We start from the raw sequence: 17213 nt of genomic DNA, 5'->3' as shown, positions 1-17213 counted from the left end.
CATCGTCTTCCTCCCCCTTCAATAGGTTGTAAAGCTCTTTTGAATTTGTGATCCATTCCTTTTTTAACTGTAAAAATACTTCTACACCAATTTCACTTAACTCATAGTACTTACGAGGCCTACTTTCAGACGTATCCCAACTGCTTGTCACCAACTCCTGTTTTTCTAATCGTCGAAGTAATGGATATAACGTACTTTGGTCAATTGGAATCCCTGCCCCCTCCAATATCTGTACAAGAGAATACCCATATTGAGGGGTTCGTAATTGACTTAAAACAGCCAATGTCAGTGTTCCTCTTCTAAGCTCTGTTGTTAGTGATTGTAATAAATTACTCATTCACCCACCTCTTTTTTTGTTACTATATGTCATACAGTATATGTTTTATACTATGTATCATACACTATTGTTGTGCAACAATCAATTTGATTTCTAAAATATTAAGAAACAAAAAAGAAACCTGCATTTTTAAATAACTAAAATGTGGTTTCTCCTTTTCACAAAAGTCTGTTATTTGTGTATTTAAAAAGAAATCATCGCTCCTCTTTCATCAAAAACGGCCCCAGGATTCCATGCAACTTCCCAAAGGTTATTTTCCGGGTCAGCAAAATATGCTGTTCTTCCTCCCCAGAAAGCATCACTTGGCTCTCTTAGTATTTTTCCACCTATTTTACGAATCTCTTCAATTGTTGCATCGACTTCTTCCGGATGATCAACATTAATCGCAAATGTAACTGCGCGGAATTGTTCTTTGTTATGTGAAATTTCAATTCCTGCATCTTTCGCTAATTCTTCAACTGGAAAAATCGAGAGGATGACGCCTGCTGTTTTAAACGCAGCATAGTTATCCGAGCTGAATTCTGTTTCTTCCCAACCTAATTTTTGATAAAACGAACGAAGAACTGGTAAATCAAACGCACCTATTGTTAGCAAGCTTACTCTTTGTTTCACCATAGCCTGTTTCCTCCTAAAAAATAATCATCAGTTTACCTTTCTTTAAGAGGGATCAAAATTCCTTCTTCACAACATCACTAAACTACCTGCTTCTGCGCTCAATTAGGTTAATTCCTAATCCCATGGCCAGTATTCCAATCAGCAACATAAACAATAACGAGATCATCACATCTTTTAAGCTTGCATCATAGAAAATGACTGACATAATAGCGTCCATAGCATGCGCCAATGGAAATAGATCAGCAATAAACAATAATACTGGATTCGTAATCGTTCCCGGCATCATATAAGCACCGCTAACAAGAGGAATAAGAGGGATCAATGATGGATAAATCGCATAAAATTGCTCCGGTGTCCTTACAAATCCTGTCATTAACATCGCAATGCTTATCATACTAAAAATGAAAAACGCAGCAATCAAGATTATCAGCCATAAATGATCCCCTACATCGTAATTCATCACATACTTAAACACGAATACCACAACAACAACTTGAAATAGTGTAATCAGAAAACTATAGAATATATATCCGCAATACATACTTGTTTTACTTATTGGTGATAAAATCATTCGATTCCAAATACCAGAAACTTTATCATGTGTCACATTATTAACCTTTAAGCCAAGAATAAACATTGAAATCAAAAAGGTGAAAGCAAATAATAATTGTGTACTCATGTTATAACTTGGAACTTGTTCACTATCAAGTCCTTGAGTTTCTAACTGAAAAGGTGAATGTGCAAGATAACTCTCGATTTCGTTCCGAACCTTTTCGTCACCTTCAGTATTTACAATTGCGCTAATTTGCGCCTCCCGTTGAAAGACCTTTTCAACATGCTGTTGTACATAAGACACAGACGGAAGTTCACTTGTTGCGATTAATCGATAATCCATCTCCATTACCTTTACTGCCACATCCATCTTGCCATCGCGTACATCGTCACGTGCTTGATCGGGATCCACTACGACAAACTGAAATGAATCATCTACATTTAACAGCTCTTCCCATTTCTTCTCGATTTCTGTTGCATTTTCTTCCTCACTGAAAATAGCAACGGTAGTCGGTGAATGAACACCACCAGCAAATAAAAGGGTAGCGATGATACTTCCAGCGATAAATAATAGAATAACGAAAGGGTTACGTTTATCCTTTGCAAATTGTGCCCATATGACTGAACTCACTATGCTTCCCCCCTTTTTGGATAGAAGATCAAACCGATAATCGTGCATAAGAAAAAGAACACAATGAGGAATATACTTGGTATAACTAATGAGGATAATTCCTCAAATTGAAACCAATCTGTAAGCATAACTAAAGATAGACCATTTGGTGTCCACTCCCCGATTTGTTGCAGCCAGTCAGGTAATAAATAGACAGGAACAAAGTTTCCTCCGATGATCCCAAATAATAAAATAACGAACATAAAAATCCCATTTGCTGCATTGATATCTGTTACTCTTAGTGAAACGGTCGTAAATACTGCGCCTAAACCAGCAATTGTCAATGAGAGTAATGTAACAATCCCTATAGTACCTAACCAGAAGGTAATCGTCCGATCCGGAAATACATCTAAGATAAAATGTGATAAAACAAATACGAACATAATTTGTAACCAAGCTAAACAAAACGTAGAGACCATTTTCCCAATGAGAAAGTGCATGGGAGGACTATTTGTCAATAAAATCCGATCAAAAACCTGTTGTCTAATTTCTTCCCCCGTCTTCGTTGCGACTGTAGATGCTAAAAATAAGGCGAACAAAGCTCCCATCGCAAATGTAAAATATTGAGTGAGTGTAAAGCTATTACCTACTCCTACTTTCTCGAATCCTCCTTCCGGAAGTGTTACTTCCCCAGGTGAAGCACCCCCAACTTTCTGTAGGGAAAACTGATAATTCAACTGATCAATAAAACCATGAATTATTTGATGTAAAGTACTATTATGATTTGTTTCCATTTCAATTTTATATTTTAATGTGGTAGCTGGTGGATCTCCCATGAAAGCTGCATATATACTATCAACAGTAAAACCAGCCGGAATGAATAAAATGGCGTCTAAATCCCCAGCTTCGACTTTGGCCACTGCCTCAGCTTCCTCTAGCTCATGAACTGTTACCCATTCCTTCAAATCCTCATTGCTAAGATAATCCATTAACATTGAAACGGGTCGTATATAACTAGATCGTTCCATTAATTCCGCCACTTTCTCCTCACCTAATGACGCTTCATTGATGAATCTTTTCTTTAATTCTGTCATTGCTTTTTGTTCGTCATCCTGATTCACAACCGCTAATTGCAAATCCAATTCTTTCTTATCTTCACTTCCAAATAAACCAGCAAAAGCAAAATTTAACACAAGGACTAAAATGATTGGAAGCAATAATACCGTGATAAGCTCCTTCCGATCACGCCAAAAAAGTAACAAATCCTTTTTTATGAAACTTAACATGACTCCAACTCCTTAGTCTCGTAATGTTCGACCAGTCAAATGAAGGAATACATCCTCTAAGCTAGGAGTTTCCGTATGAAAATTTATCATTTGAATATGGTGTTGGTCGGCAAGGTGAACGAGATCACGAATCAAATTGCTTCCTTTTTTCGCGATAATCTTCATTTGTACATGTGATGCCTCTACTTTACGAACACCTTCGATTGTCTTGACTTGCTCAATAAAATTACCCTCCATTTTGCTTAGCTCTACTTTTATCGTATCTTCTGTTGACAAAATGCTCAGCAACTCAGCTTTTGTTCCTGAGGCAATAATTTCACCATGGTCCATGATGTACAAACGATCACAAAGTTGTTCTACTTCCTCCATATAATGACTCGTGTATAAAATCGTTGTACCTTCTTTTTCATTAAGCTGGCGAACCATTTCAAGGATATGGTTTCGGGATTGCGGGTCAATTCCAACAGTCGGTTCATCTAAAATAAGAATTTTCGGTTGATGTAATAATGCCGCAGCAATATTAACCCTTCGCTTCATCCCGCCTGAAAACGTTTTGACTAAATCCTTTTGGCGATCTTCCAGTCCAACAATTTCTAAAACATGTTGGATTGTTTTTTCCAGTTCTTTTCCCTTCATTTTATAAATGGAACCAAAGAACTTAAGGTTTTCATAGGCTGACAGCTCATGATAAAGCGCTAATTCCTGAGGTACGACACCTAAAATTCTTCTGATTTCCTCTGGTTTATTGATGGTGTTTACCCCATTCAGCTTTATTTCTCCGCTTGTAGGCTTAATCAAGGTTGACATCATTGAGATCGTTGTTGATTTCCCAGCCCCATTTGGTCCTAATAAACCGACTGATTCGCCATTGTCCAAATAGACATTCACATCTTGTACAGCTGTTTTTCCTTTGAAGGATTTATTTAAATTGATTGTCTCAAGCATCACTTTTCCTCCTTTTTCCTTAGATATAATAACTTGTAATTGCATCTTAAACGAAAAAAACCAAAGCCACTACTGACTCTGGTCACTGTATGAAATGACGCTTATTACTTTTGTCACTTTTTTCACTTCTCACACAAGCCGATGGCGAATTGCGTAAATCGCTAGTTGTGTCCGATCCCTTAATTCCAATTTATCTAAAATGTGACTGGTTTGATTTTTGACTGTTCCAACCGATAGTCCTAATCGTTCTGCAACTTCCTTATTATTCAGTCCTTCTCCTATACACTTCAAGATTGCTCTTTCCCTTGGCGTTAGGCTCGGATCAACCGATTTCTCCTTTTGGTTTTGAAGTAAAACAGGCATGACTTTTGCCGCAACTTGATCCTCAAGTGATAAGCCGCCGCTTAAGGCACTTTTTATCGATCGAATCAGTGATTCCGTATCCCCATTTTTCAACATATACCCGCTTACCCCTAGTTTTAAGGCTTCCATCACAAATTCATTATCGTCAAAAGTGGTCAGCATGAGTATTTTTATTTGAGGAAAACGTGATCGTAAAACCTTTGCTGCTTCAATCCCGTCCATTTCAGGCATGCGTATATCTAAAATAGCTACATCGAAAACCTGCTTTTCACAAAGAATTACTGCTTCCTTGCCATTATCCGCCTCACCTGTTACTTTAATCTCCACGTCTGTTTCGATCATAGCCTTTAGGCCTTGTCGAACCATCACTTGATCTTCTGCTAGAAGTACTTTAATCATTTAACCCTCTCCGTTCAATTAATCGAATACTCCCTCTGACGATGAATTGGCGTTCATCAGAATCGATTTCAAGTGACCCTCCCACTTTTTCTAATCGATCTCGCATCGCTTTCAACCCAAACCCTTCTTGGAAATCAGTGTTTGAAGTCATTAGATTTGTCACTTCAAACCGAAAAATACTTCCGCCAGGTGATTCAAACATGACATGTGCTTCTCTTGTAGAACTATGCTTCATAATATTAGTTAGTGCTTCTTGGACTGCACGATAGATCGCAAAAGACTGCTCACCTGTTAACGGTGCAGCAAATGCACCATGCTTGACAGTGAAATTTATTTTCATAAAGCTTTTCATTTCTAATTTACGAATTAATCGGATCACACCTTGTAATCCACCGACTTCTTGTTGCTTAAACGATTTAACGGCACGTCTTGTTTCCTCTAAACTTTGCTGGGCAAGCTCTTGAATATTTTCGATTTTTTCTTTGACCTTATCGTCTGCATGTAAGCGAAATACTTCAAGCTGCATAATCAGTGCTGTGAGTTTATGCCCAACAGAATCATGGATTTCATGACCGATTAACATTCGCTCATCCTGTCTTGCTTGTTCCTCTTCTGTCACGAGCTGCCTTTTCATCTTTCTATATTCATCTAGTAAAGCATCGTTCTTTTTTTGTTTCTCTATTTCCCGTTTATGTAAAGATTGATAGTGAAACATCGCAAGATTCACTAACAGATAAAAAAGGCTGCACCACAGTAATTGTGAAGTTGTGAGGTTTGCCTTTATAACAATCCATGTCAAACTACCTAGTTGAATCACCAGCACAATCAAGCTTTTCAAACGAGGTAAATAATACACTGCTTCTGCTATGATTAATGATTGTATGAGGAATAGATATGGAATGAACACATTGTTAATGGGATAGAAGATCATGATCGTTAATAGAGCTTGAATGGAGAATAACGCTGTTTGCAAAATTGTTTTTTCTTTAAAAAGAGGTAGAATAAAGATGATAAGAAGGAATAAACAAATTCCTGTTAATTGTCCTTCAGTTACATTTGATGAAAATTCAAAAAAAGTTACTGCCCATACGGTGCAATAAATAGCAAGCCAAATAAAATACAACTTCTTCATTTATATATATAACTCCTCTAAAAAGCCATCTGTTTTCCATTATTATACTATAAATCGCACATCTAGGGATATACGACTACTAAATCATAGGGAATAATGTTTTATGTGGTTATTTGACTTGCATTTTGAGATATTTCTTTTAGATGTTCAAATGAATATCTAAATCGTTTTCCCCTTTTTCTTAGCATCTGAATCCAATCCAGACCCAATGGCTATTCCAATAGACAATCCAATCGGTAAACCTAAGGCAATATTGTCGAATAACGTTAATCCAAATATGATACCTAAGCTCATTCCAAGCGACATATAAGTTCCAAAATAATATCCCTCCGGCACAAATTTATGTTTTTTCTTGAGATGTGTTTCGGTTTGGTAAAGAAGTTGTTTGTGCTGTTTAACGATCGTTTTGTCAATCTTGTCTTTATTCGCGTTTATATGAATGCAATGTTCCTTAAATTCTAGCAGATATTGCTCACATTCCTTACAAGTGGTTGCTAAAGAACCTAGCTTTTCAACAAGTCTTTCACATTTATCTAAATTAAGCATTGTAGAGATGTTTTTATATTTTTCTCCTTTAAGCACCCTTATCACTGTATTTATTTGATCAACATGTTCTTTCATTAAGATGACCTCCATTATGAGAAAACGTTCTACTTTTACATACGAATTCGTATTGAAAAAGTTTCAAAAACATAAAAACAGCTCAGAACAAATAATTGCGCTGAGCTGTTTCATGATTAGTTATTCATCTTATCATTCAAAGCAGGTTTACCCGCCTCAACTAAAACTTTGTTTTGGTTCATGAAAAGAGTTAAGATGATCATCAATACTCCGGTTCCGATTAACAGCCATTCAATTTTAATGATATCTGCGATTGGGCCAAAGATAAGCATTCCGATCGGCATCATAGAAGTTGAAATCATCCCCATGACACCAAATACTCGACCTAGATAATCTTCTTCAATTTTTTCCTGTAATAACACGGTTGTTGGTGTATTAAAGATTGGCATAGCAACCCCGAACACTCCCATAAATATCAAATAAATCCAAAACATCGGAGACATACCAAGGGCAAATGTGCAGGCCCCCATTATGAGACTTGCAAATGCCATGGTTTTCACTTTATTCGGAAAACCACCCCAAGAAGCAATGATTCCGCCACCGACCATCATGCCGATAGAAAAAGCAATTTCGATTGCCGTTAGTCTCCACACGTCATCACCAAAGGTTCTAGTAACCTGAAGTGGAGTCAAAAAGGCTGCAGGAGCCATCAAGACAAAGAAAACGGCGAAAAATAGAAAGAACTTCTTAAGAAATGCATGGTTATTCACATATTGTAAGCCTTGATTAAAATCACTAAAATAACTTGTCGTTTGTTTTTCTGTTGCTCTTTCGTGAACAGAGATTTTCAAAAAGGCTAGCAGTGTGACAATCGCAATGACTGCTGTAATGACATCAATGAAGAAGATGATTTCAATTGAGGCCATTGCCAATAAAGCTGCACTTACCATAGGAGAAATAAACATGATAATTGCTTGAATACTTCCGTTTACTCCGTTGACCTTTGTCAATTTATCCTTCGGCACAATTTGAGGTAAAATCGCCCCAACGGCTGGTGTTTGAATTCCTGTCCCAAAGGCACGAATTGCTGCCATTACAAAAAGCAACCATATTGCATCATAGCCCATTAAAAAGAGGATCGCAAGAATGAGCGTAGCGAATGCAATCAGTCCGTCTGCGACCATAATCAGCATTTTTCGGTTATACCGATCAGCCCAAACTCCTGCAACTGGTGACAAAAGAAATGTTGGAATAAACCCGCATATGATATATAACGTCATCATTAAACCGGATTCTGTCGTTAATGTGATATACCACATAATCGCGTACTGGACCAACGAAGATCCAAATAATGAAATGGTCTGACTGCTTAAAAAGAGAATAATATTCTTCAGCCAATTTTCCTTGAGATTCATATCTTTACTCATGAATGAACAACTCTTTTCTATAAAATTTTTAAAATTATCTACATTTCACCCACATTCATCGATATTGAATCGCTTAATTGACGCTTATTTTTAAGACAGAAACAAAAGCACAAACGCCTTGATCAGCCTCGGGCAATAAGATGGTTTTGAATAGAAGGCGTTCTTTGTCTTCAATTCTAAATTAGCTTATGACCTCGAGGGGCTAGGCGCTGGAGCTAGATGCCGTGCACAAATCCACAGTTTTTCCTACATGACAAAAAAGAGGGAACATGTATCCCTCTTTTTAATAAACCGTTAAATTTTGGCTTCCTTAAAAATAGACAGACCAATCCCGTTGCTCTGAACAAAGGCAGAGCCCCTCACAAGCGTATTCAATTAACGATTGCAATCTAGGAATCTTAATCTCATTGATGCTGTCAAAAGGAAAACCTCCATTTCTCTCATAGATAGATTTATTTTAACAAAAATGTCCAATTTATACAATTAGATGTATAAAATATATTTCTAAAATATTAAACCAGTCGTCTCATCAACAGCATTTTAAAGCCAATTGTTAATTTAATAATCCCATCAATCACTGCAAACAGTATGAACGGAACATTAAATAGCAGAATTCCAATTAGAGAGTTTATAATCGTTAACCCCCCTAATATTAGCATTAATTTTCCTTGTGAAAAATAAAAACCAAAGAAATGAATACCAACTATGATGAAAATGACTAACCATAATAACCTTAAATCACTAACTCCAATGAAGATCCCACAAAGAGTACAAAGAACAACATTTAAAACGACGGAAACATTTTCCATCCTTTCTTGGAACTTAGAATTCTTTCCATAAGCTAATTTCCGATTTACATAGGGTAATCCTAATATCAGAATAAATCCAACCAAATAACCAAAACCGAAAATAAAAGGTTGTATGTACAAATCTGCACCAGTAATAGCAGAAAGAATAATAATAACACCTATATAAACCAACCAGAGCCCACTAGTTCTTTGAGTGTTGTATTCTGTCTTCATATTTTTATCCTGTTTCATCTTCCTCTCCTCTAATAAAAAATATAAAGCCGGAGTTACGAAGCACTAACTGATTGTGTCATTTTCTATAAATAACAACAAAACAATAGCCTCTCAAATAAATACGAAGTAATGGAGAATAGGTTTCATAATTTTTAAAATAACCCAATAAGATTTTAGCTTTATAAACTTCTGACCATCTTTTTGATGTCAACCTGCCATACCTTTCATTCTGTCAATAGTATGTGATTCCCTCGACTTTCGATTGATTAAAAATAGAAACGTAAACTCATTCTACTTTCTCTGTTTCTGTTGAACTTCCGGCCTTTACTTTAGCTAAACTAACTCAAATATCAATAAATAACATTTCTATATTAATTTCCAACAAACAATCTCAAATTGATATTTGTTTAATCTCAAATTGAGATATATAATAAAAACTAGAAATAAGAGAAAGCGTTTCCGAGACTGTAACAACTTCGTTACTTCTTATACATAAGGAGGATTTAAGATGAGCCAACTAGCAAGAGAATCCAAAGTAAAGGATTTATTAGACAAACAAAAATTCAATGAGAAAGAAATTGCACAAATGTCAGATCCGCAGATTGAATATTATCACTGGCTCTATTTTGAAGATTGTGTATACGACTATATGTAAACTATAAAATATCATAATCAAACAGCTTTTGTACCTCGTACAAAAGCTGTTTTTTGCTGTAGATAATTGATTGTTCACCCAACATAAAAAATAAAAAACCACTGGGAAGATTATATCTGTACAATTTCCCAGTGTATAGTCGTTTAAAAACATTCAACTTCTAATATGCGTTACTCAAAACCTGTTCAGTTATCACCAACTCAGGCTCAGTTGAATCAATCACATCCTGAATACTATAGCCATTCGCCACTTCCAATAACTTTAATCCATCCTTTGTTACATCAATTACCGCACGATCTGTAATAATTCGATCAACAACATTTTGACCAGTTAATGGTAACGAACATTTTTTTAGGATCTTTGGCTTTCCTGACTTGTTCACATGTTCCATAATGACGATAATGTTTTTGGCACCGTGAACTAAATCCATCGCTCCTCCCATTCCTTTTATCATTTTTCCTGGTATCATCCAGTTTGCCAGATCACCATTTTCTGAAACCTCCATACCGCCTAAGATGGCTAAATCAATGTGACCACCGCGTATCATGGCAAAAGATTCTGCATTACTAAAGAAACTTGCTCCTTTAATTGCTGTTACCGTTTCTTTTCCGGCATTAATTAAATCTGGATCTACCTCTTCTTTTGATGGATAAGGACCAATTCCTAATAAGCCATTTTCTGATTGTAAAACTACCTTTTTATTTTCAGAGATATAATTTGCAACCATTGTTGGCATTCCTATTCCTAAATTCACATAAAACCCATCTTGAATTTCTTTTTCTGCCCTTTGTGCGATTTGAACCCTTACGTTTTTCGTCATCTTTTTCCCTCCTCCTTTTAAGCTTGAACGGTTAGTCGTTCGATTCGCTTTTCATGTTTGCCAACGATAAGTCCTTGAACATAAATACTTGGTGTATGAATTTGATCTGGATTCAGTTCGCCAACTTCAACGATTTCCTCCACTTCGGCAATGGTTATGTTCCCTGCTGCAGCCATCATTGGGTTAAAGTTTTGAGCTGTTTTCCGGTAAATCACATTTCCCATCTTGTCTGCTTTCCACGCTTTAATTAAACTAAAATCAGCAGTTAGCGATTCTTCAAGTAAATATTCCTTTCCATTAAACTTCCTTGTTTCTCTGCCTTCTGCAATTGGAGTTCCGACTCCGGCTGGGGTGTAAAAAGCCGGAATTCCTGCGCCACCAGCACGAATTTTCTCTGCTAAAGATCCTTGTGGTGTTAGCTGCACCTCTAATTCACCACTCAATACTTGTCTTTCAAACTCTTTGTTTTCACCGACATAAGATGAGATCATCTTTTTAATTTGTTTGTTTTTAAGTAAAAGTCCAAGTCCCCAATCATCTACTCCACAGTTGTTTGAAATGACCGTAAATCCTTCACATTTTTCTCACAAAGAGCTTTGATGAGATTCTCTGGGATCCCGACTAATCCAAATCCTCCAACCATAAGGGTCATACCATCTTTAATGTCTTGTACCGCTTCTTCAAAACTAGTAAATATTTTCTTCATCACAATACACCTCTCATTTCATAGTTTTCGATTATGGTTGAAACTCCCTGCCCGCCACCAATACATAATGTTGCTAAACCATATGTTCCATTTCTTCTTTTTAGTTCATGAATTAATGTCGTAAGAATTCTTGCTCCACTTGCACCGATTGGATGGCCCAAGGCAATGGCTCCTCCATTTACATTTAATTTATCTTTTGAGAATTGAAGCTCTTTTCCAACTGCTAGTGCTTGTGCGGCAAATGCTTCGTTTGCTTCAATTAAATCCAAATCATTTATTGTAAGATCAGCTTTCTTTAATGCTTTTTTCGTGGCTGGTACTGGCCCTATCCCCATAATACTAGGATCTACAGCTGCACTTGCATTCGCTCGAATCGTGACTAAAGGTTCGATCCCAAGTTCTTTCGCTTTTTGAAGACTCATCATGAGAACAGCAGCTGCTCCATCATTAATTCCTGAAGCATTACCTGCAGTTACACGACCTTCCTTTTTAAAGGCTGGTCTAAGCCTTTCCAATTTCTCTACTGTCGTTCCTGGCTTTACATATTCATCTGTATTAAAAGAAATAGGCTCTCCCTTTCGTTGCGGTATTTCCACAGCAACAAGTTCATCCTTAAATTTCCCTTCGTTTATTGCTTCTGCTGATTTTTGTTGACTCCATGCAGCAAATTCGTCCTGTTCTTGACGCGTAATTTTATATTTGTCACAAATATTTTCTGCCGTAATCCCCATATGATAATCATTAAAAGCACACCACAAACCATCATGAATCATACTATCTATGAGCTTTTGGTCCCCCATTCGAAACCCGTCTCTAGCTCCCATAGTTATATAAGGAGCTTGACTCATATTTTCCATCCCACCTGCAACAACAATTTCCGCATCTCCGGTTAAAATGGCTTGGGTTGCTAAATGAATGGCCTTTAATCCTGATCCACACACTTTATTTAACGTAAAAGATGAAACATGTTTTGGAATACCTGCAAGTAACGCTGATTGTCTAGCCGGGTTTTGACCAAGACCTGCTTGAAGGACATTCCCCATGATCACTTCATCTACTTGATCACCGCGGACACCAACCTGTTTTAGTACTGCTTTGATAACATATGAACCTAATTGAACAGCACTAATATTTTTTAGGCTTCCTCCAAATTGTCCTATCGGCGTTCTTAAAGCGCTTACAATTACAACCTCATTATGATCCATCAACCTATTCCTCCCCCTCTATAGTTTATTCAGAATTTTCACCATATATTTACTTATTAATTTACAGCATCGTTACTTATGAGTAAAATGAATATTAGTTATATTTTTTATTCCAATATAGAATAAAGTGGTGACGATAGTGGAATTAAAGGATCTACGATATTTTACCGAAGTAGCTAATTACGGCAGTTTCACAAAAGCAGCTGCAAGCACCTTTATCTCACAGCCAACATTAAGTAAATCAATAAAAAAATTAGAATCAGAACTTAAGGTAGAACTGTTTGAACGTTCGACACGTACATTAATGTTGACTGATGCAGGGGAAATTGTTCTTAAGCAAGCTAGTAAAATATTAGATGCTACTGATGAACTATCCATCTTATTAGATGATTTAATCAATTTGCCAACAGGAAAAATTAAGATTGGGATCCCCCCTTTAATTGGAACGCTTTTTTTCCCAGCCATAGCGAAAACATTTAAACAGCAATATCCAGAAGTATCCCTGGAATTAATTGAACTAGGAGCAAAACGAATTGAACAATTAGTAGAGGAAGGTCAAGTTGATGTTGGAATCATTGTTCTTCCTACAGATCATGGCAAATTCAATATTACCCGGTTTATAAAAGAGGAGTTCATGATTTATACAAGCACAAACCATAAATTAGCCCAATTAGAAGAAGTCCACCTTCAACAATTATCAGAAGAAAGTTTTATCGTTTTTAATCGTGAATTCGCCTTACATAAACTAATTATTAATGAATGCCAGAAAACAGGCTTTCACCCAACCATTGCTTACGAAAGCTCACAATGGGATTTAATTACAGAATTAGTTGGAGCGGAGTTAGGTATTACTTTATTACCAAAGTCAATCTATAGAAAAATGGATCATAATACGATTAAGATGACTAAATTAACATCTCCACCTATGTGGGAGCTTGGATTTATTACGAAAAGAGAGAGGTATCAGTCTTTTGCGGTAAGGGCGCTTTTGAAGTTTGTTTCTAAGGAAGGTTAATGATTTTTTGTTTTCTTTACGGTAAAGCCATACGCTTGGAATGACTTTCCTCAAACCTTGATGATCATCAATACAAATAAGCTCGTATTCTTAGAACATAAGAATACGAGCTTATTTGTCAGAGAAAATATATAGGACTACAATAAATAAATGAACTCATTTATGCCATTCTTATTTGGCAGTCTCATTTTATTGTTAATAGATTTCGTTTTTGCATCTCTTCTGTTAATATTTTTATTATATTAGTATCCTTGCTTAAAATAATCGCTTTTTTGTATATACTAATGAGCAGCTCGTTACTTATTTCCTGTAGCATATGACAAATGCCTCCAATATTTATGTTCATTTCCCTTGTAAACAACTAATGAAAGCGGTTACCATTTATATAATAAGATATTATTATTGGAGTTCCTATATCCTTATTTATCTATTTATTATCCTTATTTGCTACAATGTAAATCCAACGAAATAATCATTCATAGCTCTATCATTACTTATTAAACATATAGTAAGATAAAAAGCCTGCTTCTTAAAATATCTCTTCAGAAGCAGGCTATCCAACTTTCAGCTTTTCAAATAATCATCCAACTCAATCTCCATTTCCAAGAAAGCAGAACTTATGCTCTTCCCATGAGTATCAATTGCTAGCGAAGTAGTGACCCCGCCCATTAAGCTATTTTCACAGACAAAATTAAATGCTTTGATGCTTGGAAGGTCATAACGTGTTATGTTTCCCTTTACAATGGTTTTCAGGTGTTCTTTCACTTTTTCTGGGGTAACTTTTTTCGCCAACAAGCTGTAATCTTCTTCATTGTATGGAATTAAAGAAATGTTTAAGGTATTTCCTTTATCGCCTGATCTGCTATGGGCAAGATCAACCAATTTTATTTTGCACATGGCTATCACTCCAAATTTCCATCTTCACTGTTATGTCTTCTCTTTGGATGAAGGTTGAAATAATTCCGATGACTTCTTCGACTCTTTTCCGTGCTCCACCGCCGCCTGAGGGTCCGTTTGTATATAAAGATTCGACCTCATGACCAATTATCTTTGCTTCCTCTATATTCCTGCATAAAGCGGAAACACGAACACGTACTTCATAGGGATGATAGCTCCCGAACTGGCTCTGATGAAGAGAGTCAACACCCATTAAGTCAATATGAAGAAGCGGAACGTTATGCTGTAGTCTCTCTTCTAAAATTTGCTTGGCTAATTCAGCACGAGTGACAGCTGTTGAACCACCATAGGAGATCTCTCCTTCCCCTAAATAACCCGCTTGATAGCCAACAGAAACCTTTAAGCGTTTAGGCTTTCTTTTTCCAGTTGCGCCATGTACTAGAATTTGATTTGGTCCAATTTCTTTCAGCTTTACACTTGAAAAATCAGCCACACAATCTGGAGTGACATAATTCTTTGGGTCATGAACTTCATATAATAATTGTTCTTTCACGGTGCCTAAGCTTACGGTGCCACCAGTGTTTTCAAGCTTTGTGATTATAGCATCGCCATTTGGTTCAATAATTGCATATGGAAAGCCTAAATTTGCAAGATCTTTTACATCCTTTCGTCCAGGATCAGCAAAATATCCGCCTGTAACTTGCCCTGCACATTCCAATAAATGCCCAACCAATGTCCCTTGTCCAAGCAATTCGTCATTCTCAAGATCCCAGTTATAATGATGAACGATCGGTGCTAAGAACAAGGAAGGATCGGCCACTCGACCTGTTACGATAATATTGACATCTGTGGCTAGTGCAGGTAATAATGCTTCGATCCCTAGGTATGCATTTGCAGAGATAATCGGCTCATAGTTATGGAGAGGTTTGCCTGATTCTATTGCTTTAGATTCCCGGTTTAGTTTTTCCAACACATTATCGCCCGTAACAGCTGCCACTTTGCATGGTAATCCCATACTATTTGCGATTTCAACTATTTTTTTCGCTGCACTAGTTGGATTGGCTGCCCCCATATTCGTGATGAGTCGTACTTTTTTATCTAGTAAAAGCGGAAGCAACCTCCGCATACGTTCTTCAAGATATTCATTGTAACCATATTGCGGATTCCTTCTTTTTTGTTGTTGAGCAAGGGCAATTGTCCGTTCTGCCAACCCCTCCAAAATCAGATAATCAAGATTTCCGTCTGCAACTAGAGCCAAGGCTGGTTCGATACGGTCACCGGCAAAGCCGGCACCAGACCCAATTCTAAGCAATGAAAACACTCCTTTTATATGATATCGATTATTAATATAAAGAAATGGCTCCTGTTATTAACGCTACAATCGTCATAACGATCGTTGTTCCGAACGCCCATTTAAAAATAAAGCGCTGATGATCCCCAAGTTCAACCCCGGCTAAACCGATCAAAAGGAAAGTCGATGCCGTAAGCGGACTTAGCGGAAAACCTGTCGTCATTTGGCCTAAAATGGCAGCCCTACCGATTTCAGCAGGCGCAATGCCATAAGCACTCGCGGTTTCGCTTAAAACTGGGAGTACTCCGAAATAATATGCATCTGGAGTAAAAACCAAGCTAAGCGGCATACTCGTTAACGCAACTATTAATGCCATAAAAGACCCAGTACTTTCAGGAATAAAACTAACAAGCGCTTGGGCCATCGCTTCAATCATGCCTGTTCCCGATAAAACACCTGTAAAGATTCCTGCAGCAAAGATTATCGATACAACTGTAATAACTCCAGTTGCTTGGTCAGTGATTCGCTCTTGTTGCTCCTTTGGATTCGGGTAGTTCACAATAAGAGCAATAGCAAACGCAACCATGAAGACAATTGGGAGCGGCAGCCATACTTTTATAAGTGCAATAATTGTTAAAACGGTAAAAATCAGGTTAAACCAATACAATCTTGGTCTTCGCAGCTGTAATTCTTTTTCACTTAGCTCTTGATTAAAATCATACTGAAGTTCTTGAATCCCTAATCGTTTTCGCTCCCTTTTTCCTAAAATATAACTGACAAACAAGACCCAAATCAGTCCAATAATCATTGCAGGTACAACTGGATTGAATAAGTCATTTACATCGACGCCAAGAGCGCTCGCTGCACGGACAGTTGGCCCTCCCCATGGAACAAGATTCATTGTCCCTGCACTAAGAGCTACGATCCCGGCAAGTACTAGACGGCTCATCCCCAAACGATCGTAAAGTGGAAGCAAAGCAGGAATGGTGATCAGAAAAGTAGAAGCACCAGAACCGTCCATATGGGTGGCCATCCCAATCACTGCTGTTCCTACCACAATTTTTAATGGATCTCCTTTTACAAGTTTTAAAACTCTGGAAATAATCGGATCAAATAGACCGGCATTATTCATCAACCCAAAATACAAAATGGCAAAGGCCAGCATTATGCCAGTTGGCGCTACTCCAGTGACCCCTTCTAAAATCATCGCCCCAAGACTGGCAAGGTCGCTTGTAAAAATTCCAAAGATTAACGGCACTAAAATCAAAGCGACAATAACAGAAACCCTTTTTGATAGAATAAGATACAAAAAGATGGCGATGGTTAAAAAACCTAGGAATGCTAACATATTAAGCCCCCTCATCTGTTTTTAAAC

18 protein-coding genes and 1 pseudogene are annotated in these 17213 nt (G+C 37.1%); 2 read left to right on the top strand and 17 right to left on the bottom strand.

All coding sequences use genetic code 11. The annotated features are described in order from the left end of the window. The 10 genes from AC4GZ8_RS22360 to AC4GZ8_RS22315 all read right to left on the bottom strand — a co-directional run. Nucleotides 1–337 (bottom strand): PadR family transcriptional regulator (locus AC4GZ8_RS22360; protein WP_491084118.1); only part of this gene is annotated, 337 nt, incomplete at its 3' end. Nucleotides 338–520: 183 nt separating this feature from the next. After that, nucleotides 521–952 carry a VOC family protein gene (locus AC4GZ8_RS22355; protein WP_491084117.1) on the bottom strand — a complete coding sequence of 144 codons (432 nt, stop codon included), beginning with the start codon at nucleotides 950–952 and terminating at the stop codon, nucleotides 521–523. A gap of 82 nt (nucleotides 953–1034) precedes the next feature. After that, the gene (locus tag AC4GZ8_RS22350; RefSeq protein WP_491084116.1) at nucleotides 1035–2135 is read right to left on the bottom strand and encodes an ABC transporter permease; all 1101 of its coding nucleotides are present in this window, start codon (nucleotides 2133–2135) and stop codon (nucleotides 1035–1037) included. After that, a complete protein-coding gene (locus AC4GZ8_RS22345) occupies nucleotides 2135–3400 on the bottom strand; it encodes an ABC transporter permease (RefSeq protein ID WP_491084115.1) in 1266 nt (421 codons plus the stop codon). The genes AC4GZ8_RS22350 and AC4GZ8_RS22345 overlap by 1 nt, the downstream gene beginning before the upstream one ends. Nucleotides 3401–3412: 12 nt before the next feature. After that, complete coding sequence (locus tag AC4GZ8_RS22340) at nucleotides 3413–4345, bottom strand: ABC transporter ATP-binding protein (RefSeq protein ID WP_491084114.1); 933 nt, start codon at nucleotides 4343–4345, stop codon at nucleotides 3413–3415. A 129-nt stretch (nucleotides 4346–4474) separates the two neighbouring features. Further along, on the bottom strand, nucleotides 4475–5107 hold the full coding sequence (locus tag AC4GZ8_RS22335; RefSeq protein ID WP_491084113.1) for a response regulator: 633 nt from the start codon (nucleotides 5105–5107) through the stop codon (nucleotides 4475–4477). After that, the gene (locus AC4GZ8_RS22330) at nucleotides 5100–6239 is read right to left on the bottom strand and encodes a sensor histidine kinase (protein ID WP_491084112.1); all 1140 of its coding nucleotides are present in this window, start codon (nucleotides 6237–6239) and stop codon (nucleotides 5100–5102) included. Before AC4GZ8_RS22330 ends, AC4GZ8_RS22335 begins: the two co-directional genes overlap by 8 nt. 159 nt (nucleotides 6240–6398) lie before the next feature. After that, nucleotides 6399–6860 carry a glycine zipper domain-containing protein gene (locus AC4GZ8_RS22325; protein ID WP_491084111.1) on the bottom strand — a complete coding sequence of 154 codons (462 nt, stop codon included), beginning with the start codon at nucleotides 6858–6860 and terminating at the stop codon, nucleotides 6399–6401. A gap of 116 nt (nucleotides 6861–6976) precedes the next feature. Beyond that, the gene (locus AC4GZ8_RS22320; RefSeq protein ID WP_491084110.1) at nucleotides 6977–8227 is read right to left on the bottom strand and encodes an MFS transporter; all 1251 of its coding nucleotides are present in this window, start codon (nucleotides 8225–8227) and stop codon (nucleotides 6977–6979) included. 512 nt (nucleotides 8228–8739) lie between these two features. Beyond that, a complete protein-coding gene (locus tag AC4GZ8_RS22315; RefSeq protein WP_491084109.1) occupies nucleotides 8740–9267 on the bottom strand; it encodes a DUF6609 family protein in 528 nt (175 codons plus the stop codon). A 490-nt stretch (nucleotides 9268–9757) separates the two neighbouring features. Between AC4GZ8_RS22315 and AC4GZ8_RS22310 the strand changes: the two genes are divergently transcribed. Beyond that, nucleotides 9758–9904 (top strand): BH0509 family protein, encoded by a 147-nt coding sequence (locus AC4GZ8_RS22310; protein WP_491084108.1) that lies wholly within the window; start codon nucleotides 9758–9760, stop codon nucleotides 9902–9904. A gap of 160 nt (nucleotides 9905–10064) precedes the next feature. Here AC4GZ8_RS22310 and AC4GZ8_RS22305 read toward each other — a convergent pair whose 3' ends face one another. From AC4GZ8_RS22305 to AC4GZ8_RS22295, 3 genes and pseudogenes are all read right to left on the bottom strand, one after another. After that, a complete protein-coding gene (locus AC4GZ8_RS22305) occupies nucleotides 10065–10724 on the bottom strand; it encodes a CoA transferase subunit B (RefSeq protein WP_491084107.1) in 660 nt (219 codons plus the stop codon). A gap of 17 nt (nucleotides 10725–10741) precedes the next feature. After that, a pseudogene (locus AC4GZ8_RS22300) lies at nucleotides 10742–11430 on the bottom strand (CoA transferase subunit A). Continuing rightward, nucleotides 11430–12635, bottom strand: a complete 1206-nt coding sequence (locus AC4GZ8_RS22295) for an acetyl-CoA C-acetyltransferase (protein WP_491084106.1) — start codon at nucleotides 12633–12635, stop codon at nucleotides 11430–11432. The pseudogene AC4GZ8_RS22300 and the gene AC4GZ8_RS22295 overlap by 1 nt, the downstream one beginning before the upstream one ends. Nucleotides 12636–12774: 139 nt before the next feature. Between AC4GZ8_RS22295 and AC4GZ8_RS22290 the strand changes: the two genes are divergently transcribed. Beyond that, entirely contained in the window at nucleotides 12775–13650 is an 876-nt protein-coding gene (locus AC4GZ8_RS22290) for a LysR family transcriptional regulator (protein ID WP_491084105.1), read from the top strand. A 184-nt stretch (nucleotides 13651–13834) separates the two neighbouring features. Here the strand turns inward: AC4GZ8_RS22290 and sda are convergent, their stop codons facing one another. The 4 genes from sda to AC4GZ8_RS22270 all read right to left on the bottom strand — a co-directional run bounded on the left by sda (nucleotide 13835) and on the right by AC4GZ8_RS22270 (nucleotide 17186). Then, nucleotides 13835–13966, bottom strand: a complete 132-nt coding sequence (sda, locus tag AC4GZ8_RS22285) for a sporulation histidine kinase inhibitor Sda (RefSeq protein ID WP_491084104.1) — start codon at nucleotides 13964–13966, stop codon at nucleotides 13835–13837. A gap of 248 nt (nucleotides 13967–14214) precedes the next feature. Further along, nucleotides 14215–14547: an AtuA-related protein gene (locus tag AC4GZ8_RS22280; RefSeq protein WP_491084103.1), complete on the bottom strand. Its 333-nt coding sequence runs from the start codon at nucleotides 14545–14547 to the stop codon at nucleotides 14215–14217. Continuing rightward, nucleotides 14525–15859, bottom strand: coding sequence for an acyclic terpene utilization AtuA family protein (locus AC4GZ8_RS22275; RefSeq protein ID WP_491084102.1), 1335 nt, complete (start codon nucleotides 15857–15859; stop codon nucleotides 14525–14527). The genes AC4GZ8_RS22280 and AC4GZ8_RS22275 overlap by 23 nt, the downstream gene beginning before the upstream one ends. A gap of 31 nt (nucleotides 15860–15890) precedes the next feature. Continuing rightward, a complete protein-coding gene (locus tag AC4GZ8_RS22270; protein WP_491084101.1) occupies nucleotides 15891–17186 on the bottom strand; it encodes a CitMHS family transporter in 1296 nt (431 codons plus the stop codon). Nucleotides 17187–17213: the final 27 nt, after the last annotated feature.

It is taken from the genome of Metabacillus sp. RB-C-LZQ-3-1, from assembly GCF_058315175.1.
The sequence above is the reverse complement of the archived record's forward strand: the minus strand, read 5'-3'. Positions and strand labels throughout refer to the sequence as shown.

What these genes read in the sequence shown, in the direction of transcription:
- AC4GZ8_RS22355 (WP_491084117.1), bottom strand. Translation starts at nt 952, where the DNA reads ATGGTGAAACAAAGAGTAAGCTTGCTAACAATAGGTGCGTTTGATTTA.
- AC4GZ8_RS22345 (WP_491084115.1), bottom strand. Translation starts at nt 3,400, where the DNA reads ATGTTAAGTTTCATAAAAAAGGATTTGTTACTTTTTTGGCGTGATCGG.
- AC4GZ8_RS22340 (WP_491084114.1), bottom strand. Translation starts at nt 4,345, where the DNA reads ATGCTTGAGACAATCAATTTAAATAAATCCTTCAAAGGAAAAACAGCT.
- AC4GZ8_RS22335 (WP_491084113.1), bottom strand. Translation starts at nt 5,107, where the DNA reads ATGATTAAAGTACTTCTAGCAGAAGATCAAGTGATGGTTCGACAAGGC.
- AC4GZ8_RS22330 (WP_491084112.1), bottom strand. Translation starts at nt 6,239, where the DNA reads ATGAAGAAGTTGTATTTTATTTGGCTTGCTATTTATTGCACCGTATGG.
- AC4GZ8_RS22325 (WP_491084111.1), bottom strand. Translation starts at nt 6,860, where the DNA reads ATGAAAGAACATGTTGATCAAATAAATACAGTGATAAGGGTGCTTAAA.
- AC4GZ8_RS22320 (WP_491084110.1), bottom strand. Translation starts at nt 8,227, where the DNA reads ATGAGTAAAGATATGAATCTCAAGGAAAATTGGCTGAAGAATATTATT.
- AC4GZ8_RS22315 (WP_491084109.1), bottom strand. Translation starts at nt 9,267, where the DNA reads ATGAAACAGGATAAAAATATGAAGACAGAATACAACACTCAAAGAACT.
- AC4GZ8_RS22310 (WP_491084108.1), top strand. Translation starts at nt 9,758, where the DNA reads ATGAGCCAACTAGCAAGAGAATCCAAAGTAAAGGATTTATTAGACAAA.
- AC4GZ8_RS22305 (WP_491084107.1), bottom strand. Translation starts at nt 10,724, where the DNA reads ATGACGAAAAACGTAAGGGTTCAAATCGCACAAAGGGCAGAAAAAGAA.
- AC4GZ8_RS22295 (WP_491084106.1), bottom strand. Translation starts at nt 12,635, where the DNA reads ATGGATCATAATGAGGTTGTAATTGTAAGCGCTTTAAGAACGCCGATA.
- sda (WP_491084104.1), bottom strand. Translation starts at nt 13,966, where the DNA reads ATGCTACAGGAAATAAGTAACGAGCTGCTCATTAGTATATACAAAAAA.
- AC4GZ8_RS22280 (WP_491084103.1), bottom strand. Translation starts at nt 14,547, where the DNA reads ATGTGCAAAATAAAATTGGTTGATCTTGCCCATAGCAGATCAGGCGAT.
- AC4GZ8_RS22270 (WP_491084101.1), bottom strand. Translation starts at nt 17,186, where the DNA reads ATGTTAGCATTCCTAGGTTTTTTAACCATCGCCATCTTTTTGTATCTT.